The following is a 20,830-nucleotide window of genomic DNA, read 5'->3' as shown; positions in this document are numbered from 1 at the left end:
CGGCGGACTCCCTGGCGGGACCGGCGTCATCTCACGGTAAAGCGACAGGGTGACCGGCGCAGCAGCAGGGGAACCGCCACCGCCGCCTTGCGCGGTTTCCTCGCCAGGACGGGCCGACATCGTCGGCCTAAGCTGACTCCGTGGCGTCCCGGTACTCCGCGGCCACCGTGTCATGGTGCCCGTTCGTGATCGACCGGGGCTGAAAGGGGTTGACGATGGACGACTATCCCCTGATCGAGGACCACGGGCTGATCGGTGATCTGCAGACCGCGGCTCTTGTGACGACCGATGCGACGATCGACTGGTTCTGCTGTCCGCGGTTCGACTCGCCGAGCATTTTCGGAGCCCTGCTGGACCGGCAGAAGGGCGGCCACTTCACCGTGCGGCCGGCTGCGGGCACGTACACGACCAAGCAGCTCTACCACCCTGACACCGCCGTTCTCGTGACGCGCTTCATGACCGAGACCGGGGCGGGGGAGGTCGTCGACTTCATGCCGGTGACCGGAACGACCGCCACTGACCGGCACCGTCTCGTCCGCATGCTGCGCTGTGTCCGCGGCAGCATGACGTTCGAGGGGGAGATCGCTCCGCGCTTCGACTACGGCCGTAAGCCACATGAACTGCACATCTCCGAGCACGGGGCCCTGTTCACCTCGGAGGACATGCACCTTGCCGTCCACCCCGTCCGCGAGCCGCACGACGAGCGGCTGTTGAACGCCCTCTCGGGCGACAAGGACCTGCGCTTCTCGCTGACTCTGCGGGCGGGACAGCAGCGCGGCCTGGTCATGGAGTCGTCCCCCGGAGGACCTCCGCACGAGGTCCGCGTGGAGGAGTTCGAGCAGCTCTTCGACGAGACGGTCCGCTTCTGGCGTTCCTGGCTGAGGCAGTCCACCTACTCCGGCCGCTGGCGGGAGGCGTTGGAACGTTCGGCCGTGACGCTGAAGCTCATGACCTACGCGCCGACCGGGGCGCTGGTCGCCGCCCCGACGGCGGGACTGCCCGAGCAACTGGGTGGAGAGCGCAACTGGGACTACCGGTTCACCTGGATCCGTGACGCTTCGTTCTCCGTGTACGCCCTGCTGGGCATGGGTTTCAAGGAAGAGGCGGCCGCGTTCATCGGATGGCTGCACGACCGGGTGAAGGAAGAGGCCGGCGCCGGAAACGGTACCGGGCCGTTGAACATCATGTACCGGGTCGACGGCACCGCCGACCTCGTCGAGGAGACCCTGGAGCACTGGGAGGGGTACTGCGGTTCCGCCCCGGTCCGCATCGGCAACGGAGCGGCGCGCCAGCTTCAGCTGGACATCTACGGCGAGGCCCTCGACAGCATCTACTTCGCGCACCAGCACGGCATGCACCTCGACCACGGAGGCTGGAAGGCGCTGCACACCTTGTTGGACTGGCTCGTCGACCACTGGGACCAGCCGGGTGAAGGGCTGTGGGAGACCCGCGGCGGCCGGAAGGACTTCACCTACGGTCGCGTGATGTCGTGGGTGGCCTTCGATCGTGCCCTGCGGATCGCCGACGACGACGGCCGTCCCGCGGCGCGTGGACGCTGGGTCGACGCACGGGACGAGATCTACGAGCAGGTGATCGGCAAGGGCTGGGACCCGAACAAGCAGGCATTCGTACAGCACTACGGAGACGATGTGCTCGACTCCTCCCTGCTGCGCATGCCGACGGTCGGCTTCATCACACCGGACGATCCGATGTGGAAGTCGACCCTGGACGCGATGGACCAGGAACTGGTCAGCGACAGCCTCGTCTACCGCTACAACCCCGAGGCGTCCCCCGACGGGTTGCGGGGCTCCGAGGGGACCTTCTCCCTCTGCACGTTCATGTACGTCGACGCCCTCGCCCGCGCCGGACGCACCGACATGGCCAGGCTGGTGCTGGAGAAGATGCTCACGTACGCCAACCACCTGGGCCTGTACTCCGAGGAGATCGACCTGACGGGGCGACAGCTGGGGAACTTCCCTCAGGCCTTCACGCACTTGGCCCTGATCGACGCGGCGATCACCTTGGACGGCATGCTCTAGGTAAGCAGAAGGAGTGTGAGCCCCGGGGCCCGCCGCGCGAGTCCTCAGCGCAGGGCCGTGTCCGTCGCGGGCCCGAGGAGGACGACGGTGTCCCCTTCCTGCGGAGTGGTCTTCTGCGTCTCTGTGACCGGCTCCAGTCGCTGGTCCCCCCGCACCACGAAGAGCACGTCGTGCTCCTGGGGCAGCGGGGCAGTGGCCGGCTGCACCACGAACCGGGCGCCGCGTTCGTAGCGCTCCGCGAGGACGTGTCGGACGAGGGAGCGGCCGAAGAGGATGTCGCCGCCGGTGTACGGGGCGACCACGCCGTGACTGTCGTGCGGTGGTCCCACCCGGTAGACGGGCCCCTCGACGTTGTCCTGCATCACGATCGAACCGAGCGCATTGAAGTCGTCGTCGTCGGTGGCCAGGAAGACGGCCGTCACGCCCTCCAGACGCGCCCCTGGGTTGATTGCCGTGGCCAGCAGATCGCCCTTGGCCAGCTCGAGGCCCGCTCCCTTGATCCTTTCTCGCGACTCTTCGCGTCCCGCCCACATCAACACGTCGAGGCCGGCGGACCTCAGGGTCCTTCCCAGATCGACCACCCAGGGCTCGCCGCCCACCAGAAGTACGCGCGTGCCCGCTGTCTTGACGACGCCGAGCCGTCCGGCCACGGGCGCTGCCGTCAGCGCGTACAGCAGCACGGTCCCCACGATCACCAGGAAGGTGATCGGAAGGATTTTCGCCGCCCCGGTCACTCCCCGTTCGGCCAGGCCGGCGGAGAAGGCCGACGCCGTTGCCGCCGCGACGATGCCGCGTGGGTCCATCCATCCGACGAAGGCGCGCTCGCCCCGTGAGAGGTCCGTCCGCGCCGCGGCGGCGAAGGCCACGATCGGGCGGACCACCAGGACGAGGATCGCGATCAGGCCGAGCGCGGGAAGGAGCACCGGCACCAGGGACGCAGGGGTGACCGTGGAAGAGATGGAGATGAACAGCAGTCCGATGATCAGTTGGACGAGGGTCTCGAAGAAGGGCCGGCGCGCGGGCATGTCGAAGCCGCGGATGTTGGCGACGGCCAGTCCCGCCACGATCGCGGCGATGAGCCCTGTGTCGTCCCGGACGATGTCGCAGACCGCCGATACGCCGATCACGATGGCGAGTTGCGCCAGCGTCCCCAGCGTCTCGCCGAGCCGCAGGGTGCGCAGAGTGAACCACAGCAGCGCCGTTCCCACGGCGCCGCCGACCAGCCCGAAGGCCAGGCTGAGGGCGAACTGGCCGAGCTGGTATCCCCGGCCGATGTCGATCTGGTGCGACGAGGCCACCGCGTGGAAGGTGAGCGCGCCGAGGATGGCACCGATCGGGTCGGTCAGCGTGCCCTCCCACATCAGGACGCGCCGCACCTTGTCGCTCGGCCGCACGAAGTCGAGCAACGGCCCCACGACCGTGGGCCCCGAGACGACGAGGATCATGCCGAGCATCGCCGCCACGCGCAAAGGCATGTCGAACATCGCCGGTGCCACAGCCCCGGTGACGAGGAAGGTGAGCAGCACGCCGTACACGAGCAGCCTGCCCACGATCCCGCGCGTCTGGCGGGCAAGCTTGCGCAGGTCGAGTCCCAGACCGGCGTCGTAGAGGATCACCGCGACGGACAGCGACACCAGGGGCGAGAAGGCCGGCCCCAGCAGCTTGTCCGGGTGGATGTGGTCCGTCATCGCACCGGCGGCGAACCCGACGGGAAGCAGGATGATCAGGGCGGGTACGCGCAGCTTGTTCGCCAGGATCTGTGAGCCGGTGGCGAGCACCACCGTCAGGGCGAGTCCGAGAAGGATCTCGTCGTCGGTCACAGCGGCTTCCTTCGTCGTGGTCCGGGCGCGAGGGGTGTGTGCTGTTCGGGTGCGAGCAGGGGATCAGCTGTCGTGTGCCGCACCGTCACCGGCGGTGCCGCCTTCTCTTCGCAGTTCGGAGTCGGTGAGCTCTTCCAACTCCCCGTGGGTGTCCAGCCAGTAGAGGAGGACGACAGCGGGCAGAACGAGCACCAAGGCCACCAGGGTGACGACCGCCAGCCATGTCAGCGTGGCCGGCGCGCCCGCCGCATCGGCCACGGTCAGCGACGTGGGGACGAGGTACGGGCGCTGCGCCATGCCCCAGGCGATGACGGCGGCGGCGACCACCCCGACCGCCGTGACGCGCACCCACGTTCCCGGCTTCCGCCGGAGCAACCACACCGTCGCGACCGAGGCCACCCCGGCGAGGACGACGAAGAACAGCCCCAAGCCGTGGGTGAGCCCGTGCCACACGTGGGGGGAGTCCTCGTGGGTGACGAATCCAGTGATCACCGCGAGGGCGGTGAGCACGGCGAGACTGCCCAGCGCCCGCCGCCGGAAGTAGCCGATCAGATCGGGCGCCTCGAAGCGGCGGGCGTCGCCGGAGAGGAACACCGCGCCGAGGAAGGCCGTGGTGGCGATGGCGACCAGCCCGAACAACAGGGAGGTCGGGTTGCTCCAGGCATCTGCCGATGCCTCGGTGCCGGGCGCCACCCGTCCCGACGCGATCCCGCCGACGGCGGCACCGAGGAAGAACGGTGTGACGACCGAGGCCACGGCGAACACGGCGCCGTACAGCCGCCGGTCGGCGAGCCGCCGGGACGGCTTGCGGAACGCGAAGCCGGCGCCGCGCAGGACCATGCCCACGACGGCCAGCGCCAGCGGAAGCCACATCGCGGAGAACACGGTCTGGAACAGGACCGGGAAGCCGGTCCACATGATGACGAGCACGAAGATCAGCCAGACGTTGTTCACCTCCCAGACGGGAGCCATGGCGTGATCGATGAGCCACCGGGGACGCCGGCCGCGTTCCGTTCCCCCGGCCGTCAGGTCCCAGAAGCCGGCCCCGTAGTCGGTGCCGCCCGCGCAGGCGTACGCGGCCACGGCCAGGAGCATCACCACGGCGATGAGATCGGCGGTCATGGGCGGCCGTCTCCGGGCCGGGCGGCTGCGCCTCCGGCGGCGGAGGAGCCGGCCGGGAGGGGTGCTCGCGGGCCGTAGGGAGTGTCTGCCTCCGGCGCGTGGCCCGTACCTCCTGCAGCTTGCTGCTCGTCGGCGAGCCGCCAGCGCGTGCGCATTTTCAGCAGAACGACGAGGAACGAGCCGAAGAGGCACACGTACACCACGATCACCACACCGAGCATGATCCACAGAGTGGTGGAGCGGGTCGACGTCACCGCCTCGGCGACCCGCATGTTCTGGTAGACGATCCAGGGCTGACGTCCGACCTCGGTGGCGATCCAGCCGCACTCGACGGCCACGACGGAGGCGACGCCCGCACAGGCCGCGGAGCGGTAGAACCACTTCGAGGCGGGCAGGCGACGGTGCCGTAGCCAGATCAGCCCGTACACGAGGGCGAGCAGCACCAGGGCGGATCCGATCAGGACCATGATGTCGAAGGCCCAGTGGGCGATGGTTGCCTGCGTGGCCGTGGGACGCTGGTCCGCCGGGACGGAGGTCAGCCCCACCACCTCGGTGTCCGGGCTGAATCCTGCCAGGACGGAGTCGAGCAGCGGGATCTTGATGCCGCCCGAGACGGTCCCGTCCTCCTGCAGACGTCCGAAGAGGTACTCCGGCACACGGGTGTCGGTCTTCCAGACGATCTCCATCGCGGCGAACTTCACCGGCTGCTTGTGGAACACCGACCGGGCGATGGAGTCGCCCAGCACGAACTGCACAGGGGCGGCGACGGCGGCGATGGTGAAGGGAACGGCGAAGCCGAGCCGGTGGTAGTGGTCCCGGCGGCCGCGCAGCCAGCCCACGGCGTAGACACCGGACACCATGAAGCCCGCGGTGATGATCATCGCCACGACGAAGTGCCAGTACTGCGGCCCGAACATCGGTGTGAAGATCGCCTTCCACACGTCCACGTCGACCGGGTTGCCCGCGGAGTCGAGGGAGAAGCCCTGCGGCGTGTTCATCCAGGAGTTGGCGGCCAGGATGCCGAACGCTCCCAGCAGTGCGGCGAACGGCAGCGGCAGCCCGAGGAGGAAGTGTGTCCGGGGCTTCAACCGCCGCCATCCGTAAAGGTAGATGGCGATGAGCACGGCCTCCAGGAAGAAGGCCCATGCCTCGACGCCGAATCCGATGCCGAAGACATCACCCCACCTTCCCATCAGGCCGGGCCACAGCAGACCGAACTCGAACGACAGCACCGTGCCGGTGACGATGCCGAGCGCGAACTGCACCGCCATGACGGCGGACCAGCGCCGTGCCAGGAGCAGGGCCGTGGCGTCCTTGCGGCGCAGACCGCGGTAGTGCATGACGAGGGTGATGAAGGGGAAGGCCACGCCGAGGGGTACCAGGATGATGTGGGAGGCCAGGGTGAAGGCCATGAGTTCCCGGGCCGGAAGGAGTTGGGCCGGAGCATCCGCCAGCAGGTGGAGCGAGGTGGGCATGCGAGCCTTCGTCGTTCGTGGTCGTGAAGGGCCGGGAGAAGGTCATCCGCCGGTGGCGAAGCCGGGGAAGAGGGTCATGCCGCCGTCGACGTACAGGGTGGTTCCCACCACGTAGTCCATGAGGTCGGAGGCGAGCGCGACGACGGCGTTGGCGATGTCGTCGGGGTCCCCGATCCGGTCGTACGGGATGAGCCGCAGGAGGTCCTTCTGTGCCTCTGGCGTCTCCCAGGCATCACGGTTGATCGGCGTCTTGATCGCCCCCGGGGCGACGGCGTTCACGCGGATCTTCTCCGGCGCGAGCTCCTGGGCCAGGGTCTGCATCATCATCTGCACACCGCCCTTGGACGACGCGTAGTTCACGTGGCCCGCCCAAGGGATGAGCTGGTGCACCGAACTCATACAGATGATCTTCCCGGCGGAGCGGGAGATCTCCGGGACCACGCCCCGGCGCCGGAACTCCTTGGTCGCCTCTCGGGCACACAGGAACTGACCGGTGAGATTGACATCGAGCACTTTCTGCCATTGAGCGAGCGTCATCTCCGTGAACCGGGCGTCACGCTGCATTCCCGCGTTGGCGACCAGGACATCGATGGTCCCGAACTCCTGGACCATCCGGTCCATCATGGCGACGACCTGGTCCTCCTGGGACACGTCCGCTTCGTAGGCAGCCGCGCGCACTCCGAACGAGGCGATCTCTGCGACCACCTCGTCAGCAGCCTCGCGACCCGCCACGTAGTTCACGACCACGTCGGCCCCTGCCCGGCCCAACCCGATGGCCGTGGCCTTGCCGATACCCGAGTTGGCGCCGGTGACCAAGGCTTTCTGTCCCCGCAGCAAACGAGCCGGGATCACATCCTGCGGTGTTTCCACGGTGGAATCCATGCTGTCCTGTCCCCTCGCCGCGCGGTGGCGCTCCGTCCGGCGGTGGCTCGGCCGGGCACGGGCCAGCCAATCACCGGACGCGGCGGACGGCGTGTCCCGAGCCCGTCTGTTAGACCATTGGGTCGAGCAGCTTCGTCCAGTCGGACCACTCGCCGATCGTCAGCCCAGCCGGGCCAAGAGATGGTCGCCGACGCGCATGGCATTGGCGATCGCGGTGAGGGAGGGATTCACCGCGCCGATGCTCGGGAAGAAGCTCGTGTCGACGACGTACAGGTTGTCGAGGTCGTGAGCCTTGCAGTTCACATCCAGCGCGGAGTCGGCGGGATCGGCACCGAAGCGGACGGTACCCGCCTGGTGCGCCGTCGCACCGATCGGCATGCCCTTGTGCAGGTAGATGCTGCGTGACAGCAGATGGTGCTCGTGCATGCCCAAGTGGCCGAGCATGCCTTGCAGTTTGTGCCTCAGGCGCTTCAGGCCTTCGACGTTGTTCTTCTCGTCGAGAGTGAGCCGGATCCGCGCGTCACTGTCGAGAGTGACCCGGTTGTCCGCCAGTGGCAGATCCTCCCCGCACAGCCAGAAGTCGACGGCGTGATGCGCCAGTACCTCGAACGGCATGTCCGGTGCCACCGCGCCGGCCCACCGCGGGGCCTCGCCGTGGATCTGTTCCGCATCCGACTTGCCCAGCATCTGGATGCCACCCAGCGGGAATTCCCAGTCGTCCGCGCCGAAGTACCAGTCGTTGAGCGCGAGGGTCTTCTGGAACCGGGTGTCATTGGGTTCCTTGGAGACCGCCATCAGCGCCAGGTTGTTGTGCCGCATGTAGAAGCGGCCGACCACGTCGGAACTGTTCGCGAGGCCACGGGGGTGGTGCTCGTTCGCCGAGGCCAGCAGTAGTGCCGCCGAGTTGACCGCCCCGCAGGAGACGACCACCACGTCCGCCGTGTACCGGACCTCCGGACCGTCCGCGAGACGGCCGACGACCGCGCTGACACTGCGTCCTCGGGCATCGGTCTCCAGACGGACCACCTGGGTGTCCGTGACCATCTCGACGTTGGGGTGCTCCAGAGCCGGCTCGACACAGATCACCTCGGCGTCGGACTTGGCGCGCACCAGACAGGGAAAGCCGTCGACCCGGTCGCACCGGATGCACACACTGGCGTGACCGGGCCGCCCGCCGTTCTCCTGGCGGAGATTGACGCCGATCGGCAGATGGAACGGGTGCAGGCCCCGCTTCTCGAGGTCGTCGCTCAGCTGCTGGATGCGCGGCTCGTGCTCCACCGGCGGATGCGCGTACTGAGCGCTGACCGGCCCCTCGCCGGGATCCTCGCCGTGCCGTCCGTGGACGAGATAGAGGTGCTCGGCCTGTGTGTAGTACGGCTCCAGGTCCTCGTACCGGATCGGCCAGGCCGGCGACACTCCGCCGTGGTGGCGGATCTCGCCGAAGTCCTCGGGACGGAGCCGGAAGAGGGCGGCGCCGTAGAACTTGGTGTTCCCGCCGACGTAGTAGTTGACCTCGGGCGGGAACTCGCTGCCCTGCTTGTCCAGCCAGAACTCCGGGGCCCGGTACTTGGCTTTGACGAACACGGCGGTCGAGTCCCAGTTGTCCCGCTCGCGCGGCAGGTAACCACCGCGTTCGATCAGCAGGACGCGCTTGCCCGACGGGGCGAGCCGGTGGGCGAGAGTGCCTCCGCCGGCTCCGGTGCCGATGACGATGACGTCGTAGTGAGGGGTGTCGCCCACGGCGACCACCGTCCTTGTGATCATGGCCCCGACCTGGCGTCAGGTGCTGTGTCTCCCGCTGCGCGGCCCACTTCCTTCGAACGTATCCGCCCCTTCCGGGAGCGGCGACCGGAGGGTGGGCGCCCGCCGGGCACCTCGGTCACAGCACCGCGATCGGGTTCACGGGCGAGCCAGTGGCTCCGGGCAACCTCAGGGGCGCGATCACAGACAGGAAACTCCAGCGTTCCGTCCGCGCGCAGACCGCGACGAGCTCCTCGAACCGCAGGTAGTCCATGAGGTGGATGCCCATGGCCTGGATCGCCAGGACGTGTACGGGGAAGGCGATGTCCTCCACCGCGCTGGGAGCTGTGTCGTTGTTGCCGTCTCCGCCCAGGACCGCGACCTTGCGCTCGGCCAGGAATTCCAGGGCGGTCGGATGAAGGCCCGCCCGCGCCGTGGCCACGTTCCACCGGCCGAGTCCGGTACGACGAAGGCGATGTCCCACCCGGACGAACAGCAGGTCACCAGGGCCGACATGCACCCCTTGGGCGGCCTCGGCACCCGTCAGATCACCCGAGGTCACATGGTCGCCCGGCTCCAGCCAGGGCACCCCGCGCAGCCGGGGGATGTCCAGCAGTACACCCCGACCGACGATGCCGTTCTCGAGAACGTCGACGGAGAGCGAACGGGCGCCCTCGGCCGTCACGGTGCTCGCCGGCACTCCGCCGTACAACTCCCCGTCGAACACCACATGGCAGAGGGCGTCGAGATGACTGTCCGCGTCCCCGTGCACGTTCATGGCGAAGCGGTCGGTGGCGAAGTGGAGTCCGTCCGAGCCGAGATCGCGCGGTCCCGGCCCGGTCATCCGGTGCGTCGCGGGCTCGGGGGCGTCGGGCCCCGGCTCGGTCTCGATCGGAGCTGCCAGCGACACCGTGTGTCCGAGGCGGACTTCGGCGGCGGCCGCCGCCACACGCTCAGGGGTCAGGTGGCGGAGTGCACCGCACCGGCCGTTCATCGTGGGCTGTGCCGCCGCCCGGCTCCGTAGTCGTTCGTAGAGCGCCCGGAATCCGTGCGCGGTCATAGCAGGTGATGCCGAGGGCTCCTGCGACGGTGTCACGTGTAAGGGCCCCGGACGTCAGTCCCTCATCGGCCGGGGCGCGACGCACAACCCCCAGATGATGAGGGCGTCGATCGCGATGAACAGCAGCGCCCAGAACGGCGTGTGCGGGAGCCACATGAAGTTGGCGATCATGCTGAGTCCGGCCAGCCCCACGCCGACGACCCTGGCCCACGTTGCACCCGAGAACAGGGCGACGCCGGTGAGCACGATCAGAATGCCCAGGATGAGGTGGATCCAGCCCCAGCCGGTGAGGTTGAGCTCATAGACGTAATTGCGGGTGGCCAGGAACACGTCGTCCTTGGCGATGGCCGAGATGCCCCCGAGCAGCGTCATGATGCCGCTGAAGATCATGATGACGGCGGCGAACACCAGCCAACCACTGCTGTGCGTTTCGTTGCGCCGGCCAGGCGCACTCGCGTGGGTCGTCATGCCAGGCTCCTCCGTGTTGTTCTGCCTCCCCGCCGGGACGTCTCCGTCCGGTAGGTCGGATATCTCCAATCTGGCCCTCGTCGTCCCTGAGTGCATGTCGAAGAGACAGGGCGGCCCGTGTTGCGGCGGCCTCCCGTTCGTGTTCCCGGCCACCTCCGCCCGCCGGTGGCGCGCGGTTGACGCCGCACCACCCCACCAGGCTCGGCGTGGACCGAGGAAACCGTGCCGGGTGGAAAGGTTGCCCGACCCGCGTCCGTACGACGTCGTTCCGACCGGAATGCGCGGTTCGTGGCTGACAAGCATCTGCCATGGCGAGGACTTGCCACCATGAGGCCTTCACGACGGCGGTCACCGGTCGATAGACCCGTGGCATGCACTCCCCCTCCCAAGATTCCGCCTTCCGGCGCAGACGCCGGCAGTTGTTCGCAGCAGCCACCGCGGTGCCGCTGTTGGCCTCGTGTCTCGCAGTCCTGCAGGGACCCGCACAAGCCGCTCCCAGTAAGCCAACCGTCACCGCCAAGCCCTCGGGGACCCACAAGGTCACTCTTGTCACCGGCGACGTCGTCACGGTCACCACGACGGCCGACGGCCGGCAGACGGCCGAGGTCGACCGACCGGACAGCGCCGTCGGCGGCGTGAAATTCCAGGAGATCAAGGGCGACTTGTTCGTCATTCCGGACGAGGCGGTGCCGCTGCTGGGAACGGACAAGCTGGACCGGCGGCTGTTCAACGTCACCGACCTGATCGAGATGGGGTACGACGACGCGAAGTCGGCCGCCGTACCGCTGATCGCGACGTACAGCCGGCCGAAGTCCCGCGCGGCCGTCGAGCCGACGGCTCCCCGGGGCAGCAAGCTGACGCGCAAGCTCAACAGCATCCACGGTGCCGCGCTCACCACGGACAAGCGGCAGGCCCGCACCTTCTGGACCTCCGTAGCGCCGCGGGGCAGCGCCACACTGGGCGAGGGTGTCGACAAGCTGTGGCTCGACGGCCGCGTGAAGGCCGGCCTGAAGGAGAGCGTGCCGCTGATCGGCGCGTCCGAGGCCTGGGCCGCCGGCTACACCGGCAAGGGCGTCAAGGTCGCCGTGCTCGACACCGGCATCGACGCCGACCACCCCGACTTCGCCGGCCTCATCGACGGCACGGCGAGCTTCGTGCCGGGTGAGGCCGTCACCGACGTCAACGGGCACGGCACGCATGTGGCCGGCACCATCGTCGGTTCGGGCGCCGCCTCGGGTGGCGAGAACAAGGGTGTCGCCCCCGACGCCGACCTGTACGTCGGCAAGGTGCTCGGCGGCGCGGAGGGCTACGGCCAGGACTCCTGGGTCATGGCCGGCATGCAGTGGGCCGCCGAGTCCGGTGCGGACGTCGTCAACATGAGCCTCGGTGACTCCTACCCCACGGACGGCAGCGACCCGATGTCGCAGACGGTCGACGCGCTCTCCGCGCGGTACGGCACGCTGTTCGTCATAGCCGCCGGCAACTCGGGCCCGGAGAGCATCTCCGCCCCCGGTGCGGCCGCCGCGGCGCTGACCGTCGCGGCCACGGACAAGCAGGACCGGCTCGCGTCCTTCTCCAGCACCGGCCCCCTCGCCCACTCCGGCGGCATGAAGCCGGACATCGCGGCGCCGGGCGTGGACATCACCGCGGCCCGCTCGCAGGCGATGACCGACGGTGGCGAGGGGATGTACCGCACGATCAGCGGTACCTCGATGGCCACCCCGCACGTGGCCGGCGCGGCGGCGATCCTGGCCCAGCAGCACCCGGACTGGACCGGCGCCCAGCTCAAGGAACACCTGACGAGCACCGCGAAGGGCCTGGACGCCGGGTACTCGCCGTACGAGGTCGGCACCGGCCGTCTCGACGTGGCCTCCGCCGTGCGCGCCACGGTCCGCAGCTCCGGGTCGCTCTTCTTCGGCAGCTACACCTGGCCGCACCAGCCGAGCGACGTCCCCGTGACCGCAGACATGACCTTCACCAACACCGGTTCCGCCGACGTCACGCTGAATCTGGCACTGACGAACACCGACGGCCCGTTCAGGCTGGGCGCGGCCACGGTGACCGTCCCCGCGGGCGGCACCGCCGCCGTCCCGGTGACCGGCGATCCGCGGACCGCCTCGGCCGGCCGGCACGGCGGCTACGTGATCGGCACCGACGCGGTCACGGGTGAGACGGTGACCCGCACCTCGGTGGCGCTGCTGAAGGAGGAGGAGCGCTACGACCTGAACATCAAGCTGGTCGGCAAGGACGGCAGGCCCGCCGCCGGCTGGGTCGGCATCAATCTGGCCGGCGACTCCTGGCCGTGGAGTGTCTACGTCGACGGCTCGACCACCATGCGCATGGCACCCGGCCTCTACACCGTCGCGGGGTACCTCGACGTGGCGGGCGAGAAGGCGGACCGCTCGGGTCTGGCCGTGCTGGTCGACCCGGAGACGGTGCTCGAGGACGGCTCCGCCGACGTGGTGCTCGACGCGAGCAAGGCACGCCTGCTGCAGACCGAGGCGCCGCAGCGCACCGAGGACCGTCAGCGCAAGGTCGACTTCAACGTCCACTACGAGGGCCTGGACCCGTACATGGACTACCGCAGCGCGTACGTGCTGCCGCCGATGTACGACGACGTCTACGTCGCGCCGACGGAGCCGATGAAGCAGGGCGAGTTCACGCTGATCACCCGCTGGCGCAAGGGCGAGCCGCAGCTCGGCCTGAGCACGCCGGACGGTCGGCTCCGGTTCGAGACGCTGGTCCAGGCGGGCAGCGCGCTGGGCACCGCCACGGACAGGCTGGAGGCCGTCCACGCGGGCGACGGCGCGGCGGCCGCGTACGAGAAGGTCAAGGCCAAGGGCAAGGTCGTCGTCGTCGGGCGCAGCGACGAGGTCTCCCCGCAGGAGCGCGCCGAGGCCGCGGTCGCGGCCGGCGCGAAGGCGCTGATCGTGGTCAACGACGGTGTCGGTGCCCTGATGGAGTACGTGGGGGAGTCGACCGTCCCGGTCGCCACCGTGCACCGCGACGCGGGTGAGGCCCTCATCTCGATGGCCAAGGCCGGCAACCTCAAGCTGACCGTCAAGCAGACCGAGCACACGCCGTTCGTCTACGACCTGACCCGTGACTACCCGGGCCAGGTGCCGGACCGTGCCCTGGTCTACAGGCCCACCCAGGACGACCTCGCCCGCATCGACGCCCGTTACTACGCGGCCGCCGGCGGCCGGTCGGCGGAGGGCTACCGGTCCGACTTCACCCTCAGCCCGTCGTTCAACTTCCCCGACCGCGAGTGGCACCCGGGCACCCGCACCGAGTGGGTGACCCCGGGTCAGGTCTGGCGGGAGTTCCACGCGCAGGGCATCGACGGAAACCTGCCGTGGGTGATGGTGTCGGGCGACAACACGTACACCAAGGGCAGCACCACCCGGCTGGACTGGTTCGCCCCGGCGACCCGGCCCGCCCAGAGCGAGTCCTTCGGGGTGTACAACTCCCGTTGGCAGAACTTCATGACCTGGAACGTGCAGGCGTGGGCCTCCGCCAGCGACAGCATGCGGCTGGGCGGGTACCTGCCGTGGGGTGAGACACCGTCGCACCTGCGGATCTTCCAGGGCGACACGCTGATCCACGACAACCCGGTCAGCGGTGACATGCAGTGGGTGGAGGTGCCGGCGGGCAAGCTGCCCTACCGCGCCGTCCTCGACGTGGAGCGGCCCGGAGACGTCTTCCGGCTGTCGACGCGTACCCACAGCGAGTGGACCTTCCCGTCCGACACCGTCGACTCGGACTCCTTCGAGCCGTTCTCCGTGCTGAACCTGGACTACAAGCTGGAGACGGACCTGCACGGCGACGTCAGGGCCAACGCGACCCAGAAGATCGCGCTCAAACCGGTGTCCATGGACCTCGGCACCGTGCCGGGCACCGTCACCACGGTGACGCTGGACGTCTCGTACGACGACGGCACCACCTGGCAGAAGGTGACCCTGACCAAGGGCGCCGACGGCTACTGGACGGGTTCGTTCAGGACGGCCAAGAAGCCCGGGGGCTTCCTCTCGGTCCGCGCGAGCGCCGGGACGGACAGCGGATACAGCGTCAAGAACGAGATCATCCGGGCGTACGGCCTGCGATGAGCCGCACTGCCGGGCCCCGGGGAGGCGACTCCCCGGGGCTCCCCTCGCACCCACTCCCAGCAGGGACTGTTCAAGATCCGGTGCCATGGCGGATACTCTCCCCGCTGCGGCAAGTGGAAGAGAGTCGGTCGCCGATGCTGGATGTTCTGGGCCTCGAACCCGGTGACGAGCGCGTCTACCGGACGCTGCTCGGACAGCCGAACTCCACCGCGGTCCACCTCGCGGACGTGGCAGCCGTGTCGCAGGCCCACGTCGACAAGGCACTGTGCCGCCTGGTCGAGTGGGGGCTGGCGACCAGGTCGGCGGACGAGCGGTTCACGGCCGCGCCGCCGGCGATGGCACTCGGCGCTCTCATCAGCCAGCGCCGGGACGGACTGCGCATGGCCGAGCAGGCACTGGTGACCTTCGCCGAGGAACACCGGGCCGCGATGACCGGCAGCAGCATCACCGACCTGATCGAGGTCGTCACGGGCGTCGACGCCATCCGTCATCGATTCCTCCAGGTGCAGCAGGCGGCCAGGACCCAGGTCCGCTCCTTCATCACCGCACCGTTCGTCGCCCTGCCTCCCGACGAGAACACGGCCGAGCCCATGGCCCTCGACCGCGGCGTGCTCTTCCGCGCGGTACTGGACCGCGCCGTGCTGGCGGAGCCGGGCATCGTCCAGGACGCGATCGACTCCCAGCGCAACGGCGTGCAGCTGCGCGTCGCCGACCGCGTCCCCATGAAACTCGTGCTGGCCGACGCCGACCTGGGTCTTGTCCCGCTCGCGGTCACGCCGGCCGGAGAGCCGGGCGCCGTACTGCTGCACCGCAGCGGCCTGCTGGACGCCCTGGACGCACTGTTCGAGACGGTATGGCGCACGGCCCACCCGCTCGAGCTGTCGGGCTGCGCGGGAGAGTCCCCGCTCACCGCCGAGTTCGGTCCACAGGGCCCGACCGAGCTCGACCGCAGGATCCTCGCCCTGCTCCTGGCCGGGCTCACGGACCTGACGGCCGCGACGCAGCTCGGTCTGTCACCGCGCACGCTGCACCGGCGCCTGCGTCATCTCATGGACATGGCCGGGGTCCGGACCCGGATCCAGCTCGGCGCCCACGCCGTGCGGAACGGCTGGACGGAGCCCCTGTAACGAGGTCGGTCACCTGTCCCGGTGGGGTCCGCCGTGATGCAGGCGGGCGGGCGCCGGTGTACAGGACGACGCTCCTCCCCGCCCGGTCACGCCCTCGCACTGCCGCCGCCCGCAGCCTTCTGGCGCGGGGGCGGCGGCGTGACCGGTGGGCCCTGCGGAAGCAGTTCCGAGGTGACGAAGGCCGTCACGGCCGCCAGGATCACCACCGGGATCGTCTCCGAGCTACCGAGTACGAGGACGACCAGGGCCACGCTGCTGACCGGAAGCCGCAGCGCGGCCGCCGATGCCGCTGCCATCCCGGCGGCGACACCGGGGATCACCCCGAGTCCAGGGAGCGGAGCGAGCAGCACACCTGCCGCCGCGCCCACGAAGAGGACCGGGAACACCAGGCCACCGCGCAGGCTGCCGAGGCAAAGGGCGTACGCGGCGGATTTGAACACCAGGACGGCCAGCAGCGCGCCGACACTCCAGGAATGCGGATCGGCAGCCAACGCGGCCAGTGTGGCCTGGCCGGACGAGGCGACCTCCACCGGGCTGCGGCCCGTGGCGACCGCGTAAAGGGCCGCGCAGCCGCCGGCGGCGACGGCGCAGACCACCGTCCGGACGAAGGGTGCCCCCGCCACGAAGCCGGCTGTCAGGCGCCCCCCGGCGATCACCAGATGGACCAGCACACCGACGCCTGCCGCCAGCACCATCGACCACACCACGTCGCCGGTGTCGAGACGCGGGGGCGATGTCGGGAAGTGGACGGTGAGACTGGCGGTGTCGAGCCCCGTCCAGCGTCCGAAGCCCGTGAACACGATCCCTCCGACGCCACTCGAGAGCAACGCGGGCAGGAGGACGATGAACAGTTGGGGTCCGCCCACGCCCGCCACTTCGATCAACAGGACCGCGGCGATGAGCGGATTGCCGAAGATCGCGGCGATGGCCGCCGCAGCGCCGGCCGCACCCAGCAGTGCGGTGCTCTCCGGGGTGGCGGGGGCACGGACGAGATGCCGGAAGAGCAGGGCCAGCCCACCGCCGACCGCGATCAGTGGCGCCTCCGGGCCGAGGGCCGCACCGAGCGGCAGGCTCGCGGTCGCGGCGACGACCACCCCGGGAAGAGCGGCCGCAGAGGCCCCTCCCGCGTGCAGGCCGGATGCGGGAACGTGCCCCCCGGCGCCGGGCAGACGGGTCACCACCAGCCCCACGACGACTCCGGCGACGGCGAGCAGGGGCAGCGGCCACCAGGCCGGGGGGACGTCCCACCCCCATGCCTTCGGCAGGTCCGCCCACATCACGTGCTCCAGCTCGTGCAGGGCGACAAGGAAGAAGAACGCCGCCAGTGAGATCGGGATGCCGATCAGCGCGCTGAAGACCAGGACCTTGCGGTACGCGGGCGTACGCAGGAGATCCCGCAGCCGGTCGGCCTCGTCGGACTCCGCGGGCTGTGGGGAGGGGGCCTTCGGCGCCGTCATGGATCAGTCCCTCCGAACGAGTGACGAGCGGGTCATGGTTCACGCTGCTCCGGCGCGGCAGAGGACCGGCGCCGCTCGAGCCCGAGCCGTACCGCACCGACCATGACCTTCGCGATCACGCCCACCAGGATGAGGTCGGCGACCATCTGAAGTGTCGTCAGCACCCGCGCGGTCTCCGAGACGGGCACGATGTCACCGAAGCCGACGGTGGCGAAGACGGTCACCGTGAAGTACAAGGCGTCGGTCTTGTCGAGCGGTTCGGAGAAGGAGTGCGCTCCCTGCTCCTGTGCGTACAGGAGATAAGTGGCCGAGAACAGCAGCAGGAAGAGGGGCACGGCTGTGGTCAGCGCCTCGACGGCACGCAAACGGGGGTACGGCGAGACGGCGATGCCGACAGCTTGCAGGGCGAGCAGTGCGCCGATTCCCAGCAGACCCAGGACGAGAACCACGGTGGTGTTCCGGTCGAGATCACGGTCGAGGGGGAGCAGGTAGTACGCCGTGGTGGTCACGGCCACCACGACCACGGAACGCAGGAGTGACAGCAGCAGACGGCGACGGTCCGGGCGCAGCCACCGGACCCGGTCACGCTCCTGCCGCGTGCTCATGAGGGGCGTGTCTCTCTCTCGCCGTACCACCGGCCGAACCCGCCCTCCGCGCCGGGATCGTCGAGGACTCGCGCACGGCGAAGGCCGTCGGTGCCCTCCACCACGCTGTCGGCCCACACCGCGACGGCCGACAGAACGGACGGCAACGCGGCGAGGAAGAGCGTCACGGCCGACAGGACCGAGCGACACCGGTGACGGCGCGGCCTCCCACCGCTCTCCGACTCCGCGATACCGCGCTCGAGGTCCGCCACCCCCGTCCGTTCCCCCTCCGGAGAGGGGATGCCGTGGGATCGATCCGGCCGGCTCGGCTGGGGTTCCATACGGATCTCCTGAGAGAGCACTCCGCGGGTGGTTCGCGAGCAGCGGAGACCCGCCGCCAGTCCAGCAAAAGCGCTCCTTCCGGGTCCCGCTACCGGAGCGGCCGGCAGCGTTCGGCCGGCCGGATGAACCCGCCCGCTGATCCAGTCGGCCTCCGCCGGTCCTGCTGCCCGTTACCCGTGGCGGCGGTGCGGGCGGCCGCACCGGCCTCCCGGAGCTCGCGCTTGAGGATCTTGCCGGTGGCGTTGGTGGGCAGGACATCGAAGAATTCCGCCAGGCGGGGGGTACTTGTAGCCCGCCATCTCCTCCTTGCACCGGGCGATCAGCTCCGCCTCGGACAGCGCCGCTCCAGGGGCCAGGACCACGCAGGCCCTGACCTCCTCACCGTGTCGCTCGTCCGGCAGGCCGATGCGCATCCCGCCGTGCTCACGGCGGGATGCGTGAGGAGGACCTCCTCGACCTCCCGCGGATACACGTTGAAGCCGCCTGCGACCGGTGCGCGGGTGGCGGACGACCACGGGGTGCTCGACGGCCGGCAGGTTCTCGCGATGGGCGGTGACCTGGGCCTCCGCCCTCATAGCGTGTCGTCCGGCTCCGCGTCAGCGGCCTCGGCCGGTATGCCGTCGCACTGCGGTCGCGGGATCCAGAGGCGCCTCGGCGCGATGACGGTCGCGACCGCCACGCCTCAGTGCAGGATCTTCTCCTTGGCCTTCTGGAACTCCGCTTCGGTGATGTCTCCCTTGGCCTTCAGCTCGGACAGCCTGGCCAGCTCGTCCGTGCTGCTGCCGGCCCCGACGGCGTCCCGGATGTAGGCGTCGACGGCGGCCTTCTGCTCCCGGGTGTGCCGCAGCTCCCGCTCGCCCATGCCCCTGCCTCGCACGATCACATAGGTCAGCGCGCCGAGGAACGGAACGACCAGCACGAAGATCAACCATGCCGCCTTGAGCCACCCGTTCATCCTGTCGTCGCGGAAGACATCGACGATGATGCGGAACAGCAGCAGTAGCCACATCACCCACAGAAAGATCCACATCACGGTCCAGAACGCGCCGAGCACCGGGTAGTCGTACGCCAGGAACAGATGGCTGTCCATCGTCACTCCTCGTGGCCTTCCACGGTGCCTGCCGGAGTGCGGCACCGTTACTGGCCCCCAGCTTCGGCACGCGCACGGACGACGCCATCACCCGCGAAGGGTGATTCACTGCCTGCCGCTGCCCGGCCGACCGTCAGGGAGGCTGCCGCAGCCTGCGCCAGTTCATCGGCGGTGCGGCGCGCACGACGCCGGGACGGCGGAGAGGTACGCGCACTCTGAGGGGTCCGCGCCGGATGCGGCAGCGGACGGGGAGCGTAAAGGTGACCGCCTCGCCATCGGCGCCCACGCGCGTTCGACAGTGATGCGGTCATGGCGTGCGGTTCCATCGCTCACCCCTTGCGGGTGAAGTGCCTCCGCGCATCGCGAAGCAGGATGACTGGACGTGAGCCGGCATCGGCTCGCGCGGTGGATCCCGGACGGGTCCACGTCAGGAAGGCGATCCGGCGCTGACTCCCGGTCGCCGTCACGCCGGGCGTGTGCTCAGCACAGATGCCCGCGAGAACCCGAATCGAGGCACCATGAGCACCACTCTTCAGCGGGACACCCACAGGTCGGCAGCGGTGGCGAGCGGGGTGATGGTGTTCGCCGCCGTCCTGCTGCTCGTCGCCGGAATCCTCGATGTCCTGCGCGGCATCATGGCCGTCGCCGAGGACGAGGTCTTCGTCAACACCCCGAACTACGTCTTCGAATTCGACCTCACCACGTGGGGCTGGCTGCACCTGATCATCGGTGCACTGGCGATCATCGTCAGTATCGGCCTGTTCAAGGCCGCCGTCTGGGCGCGTGTCCTCGGCGTGGCGCTGGCAGGGCTGCTCATCATCGCCAACTTCCTGTCGCTGCCGTACTACCCGGTCTGGTCGATCGTGGCCATCGCCCTGTACGCCTTGGTCATCTGGGGCCTGTGCACGGTCCGCAAGGACGACTTCGCCCCGACAGAGGGCACCGGCGGACGCAGCGTCCATCACATGTGAGTCCGGCCCGGGCTGATCAGCCGCCGAGGAGCCCGTTCTCGATCTGCGAGTGCGCGGCTACCCGGCGTCGGAATCACCCTGCGCGGGTGAGGCCGGCAACGTTCTACGGGGGGAACCTGTGAGGGTGCGGGGGAGCGCGTTGCCCGATGTGCCGTGGCACGCGTCGCGCCCTCCCGTCCGGCGCGCAACGTGCCGGATGGGGACGTCGGCGCAGGAGCCACCTGAGGGAGAGGCATCTCATGGCTCGGAGCAGCAGAACAGACCACCAGCAGCCGCATACACCGTTCCTGTCCCGCCCCGGTGTCCGTCGCCTCGCGCCATTCGTTCTGGTCACCGCGGTCGCGATGGTCTTCATCTTCGAGAACCGCGAGGACGTGAAGATCCGCCTGCTCGTCCCGGAGGTGACCATGCCGCTGTGGGGTGCCCTGTTGATCGCCTGGGGCCTCGGGGTGCTGGCCTCCGTGATCATGCTGCGCCGACACAGGGACCGGCACCCGCCACGGCAGAAGTAGCGGCGCGGACGTGCCACGGCCCGGCATGGCGCGAA

16 protein-coding genes are annotated in these 20,830 nt (G+C 69.5%); 5 read left to right on the top strand and 11 right to left on the bottom strand.

Going from position 1 to position 20,830, the window contains the following annotated elements; translation table 11 throughout:
* Nucleotides 1-215: 215 nt before the first annotated feature.
* Nucleotides 216-2,039, top strand: a complete 1,824-nt coding sequence (locus tag AB0K36_RS07310) for a glycoside hydrolase family 15 protein (protein WP_364589519.1) — start codon at nt 216-218, stop codon at nt 2,037-2,039.
* Nucleotides 2,040-2,083: 44 nt separating this feature from the next.
* Here AB0K36_RS07310 and AB0K36_RS07305 read toward each other — a convergent pair whose 3' ends face one another.
* The 7 genes from AB0K36_RS07305 to AB0K36_RS07275 form a co-directional block, all read right to left on the bottom strand.
* A complete protein-coding gene (locus tag AB0K36_RS07305; protein ID WP_364589515.1) occupies nt 2,084-3,859 on the bottom strand; it encodes a cation:proton antiporter in 1,776 nt (591 codons plus the stop codon).
* Nucleotides 3,860-3,922: 63 nt separating this feature from the next.
* A complete protein-coding gene (locus tag AB0K36_RS07300) occupies nt 3,923-4,981 on the bottom strand; it encodes a cytochrome d ubiquinol oxidase subunit II (protein ID WP_364589512.1) in 1,059 nt (352 codons plus the stop codon).
* On the bottom strand, nt 4,978-6,456 hold the full coding sequence (locus AB0K36_RS07295) for a cytochrome ubiquinol oxidase subunit I (protein ID WP_364589509.1): 1,479 nt from the start codon (nt 6,454-6,456) through the stop codon (nt 4,978-4,980). Before AB0K36_RS07295 ends, AB0K36_RS07300 begins: the two co-directional genes overlap by 4 nt.
* A 42-nt stretch (nt 6,457-6,498) precedes the next feature.
* A complete protein-coding gene (locus tag AB0K36_RS07290) occupies nt 6,499-7,338 on the bottom strand; it encodes an SDR family oxidoreductase (protein WP_364589506.1) in 840 nt (279 codons plus the stop codon).
* 159 nt (nt 7,339-7,497) lie between these two features.
* The gene (locus AB0K36_RS07285) at nt 7,498-9,102 is read right to left on the bottom strand and encodes a GMC oxidoreductase (RefSeq protein WP_364589503.1); all 1,605 of its coding nucleotides are present in this window, start codon (nt 9,100-9,102) and stop codon (nt 7,498-7,500) included.
* A 115-nt stretch (nt 9,103-9,217) separates the two neighbouring features.
* Nucleotides 9,218-10,138, bottom strand: a complete 921-nt coding sequence (locus AB0K36_RS07280) for a cyclase family protein (protein ID WP_364589500.1) — start codon at nt 10,136-10,138, stop codon at nt 9,218-9,220.
* 54 nt (nt 10,139-10,192) lie between these two features.
* Nucleotides 10,193-10,606, bottom strand: a complete 414-nt coding sequence (locus tag AB0K36_RS07275; protein ID WP_364589497.1) for a DUF7144 family membrane protein — start codon at nt 10,604-10,606, stop codon at nt 10,193-10,195.
* A 419-nt stretch (nt 10,607-11,025) separates the two neighbouring features.
* Here AB0K36_RS07275 and AB0K36_RS07270 point away from each other — a divergent pair, with 419 nt between their 5' ends.
* Nucleotides 11,026-14,712 (top strand): S8 family peptidase, encoded by a 3,687-nt coding sequence (locus AB0K36_RS07270; protein WP_364589494.1) that lies wholly within the window; start codon nt 11,026-11,028, stop codon nt 14,710-14,712.
* A 134-nt stretch (nt 14,713-14,846) separates the two neighbouring features.
* Nucleotides 14,847-15,839 (top strand): helix-turn-helix domain-containing protein, encoded by a 993-nt coding sequence (locus tag AB0K36_RS07265; RefSeq protein WP_364589491.1) that lies wholly within the window; start codon nt 14,847-14,849, stop codon nt 15,837-15,839.
* A gap of 86 nt (nt 15,840-15,925) precedes the next feature.
* Here AB0K36_RS07265 and AB0K36_RS07260 read toward each other — a convergent pair whose 3' ends face one another.
* From AB0K36_RS07260 to AB0K36_RS07245, 4 genes are all read right to left on the bottom strand, one after another.
* The gene (locus tag AB0K36_RS07260) at nt 15,926-17,296 is read right to left on the bottom strand and encodes a chloride channel protein (protein ID WP_364589488.1); all 1,371 of its coding nucleotides are present in this window, start codon (nt 17,294-17,296) and stop codon (nt 15,926-15,928) included.
* Between the two features lie 32 nt (nt 17,297-17,328).
* Complete coding sequence (locus tag AB0K36_RS07255; RefSeq protein WP_364589485.1) at nt 17,329-17,901, bottom strand: potassium channel family protein; 573 nt, start codon at nt 17,899-17,901, stop codon at nt 17,329-17,331.
* Nucleotides 17,898-18,221, bottom strand: a complete 324-nt coding sequence (locus AB0K36_RS07250) for a hypothetical protein (RefSeq protein ID WP_364589482.1) — start codon at nt 18,219-18,221, stop codon at nt 17,898-17,900. The genes AB0K36_RS07255 and AB0K36_RS07250 overlap by 4 nt, the downstream gene beginning before the upstream one ends.
* Before the next feature lie 683 nt (nt 18,222-18,904).
* Entirely contained in the window at nt 18,905-19,312 is a 408-nt protein-coding gene (locus tag AB0K36_RS07245; protein WP_364589479.1) for an SHOCT domain-containing protein, read from the bottom strand.
* 518 nt (nt 19,313-19,830) lie between these two features.
* Here AB0K36_RS07245 and AB0K36_RS07240 point away from each other — a divergent pair.
* On the top strand, nt 19,831-20,283 hold the full coding sequence (locus AB0K36_RS07240) for a DUF7144 family membrane protein (RefSeq protein WP_364589476.1): 453 nt from the start codon (nt 19,831-19,833) through the stop codon (nt 20,281-20,283).
* Between the two features lie 344 nt (nt 20,284-20,627).
* Entirely contained in the window at nt 20,628-20,795 is a 168-nt protein-coding gene (locus AB0K36_RS34705; protein WP_435877805.1) for a hypothetical protein, read from the top strand.
* Nucleotides 20,796-20,830 lie beyond the last annotated feature (35 nt).

Origin of the sequence: Streptomyces kurssanovii (assembly GCF_040677245.1) — a bacterium.
Taxonomy (GTDB): domain Bacteria; phylum Actinomycetota; class Actinomycetes; order Streptomycetales; family Streptomycetaceae; genus Streptomyces; species Streptomyces kurssanovii.
The sequence above is the reverse complement of the archived record's forward strand: the minus strand, read 5'-3'. Positions and strand labels throughout refer to the sequence as shown.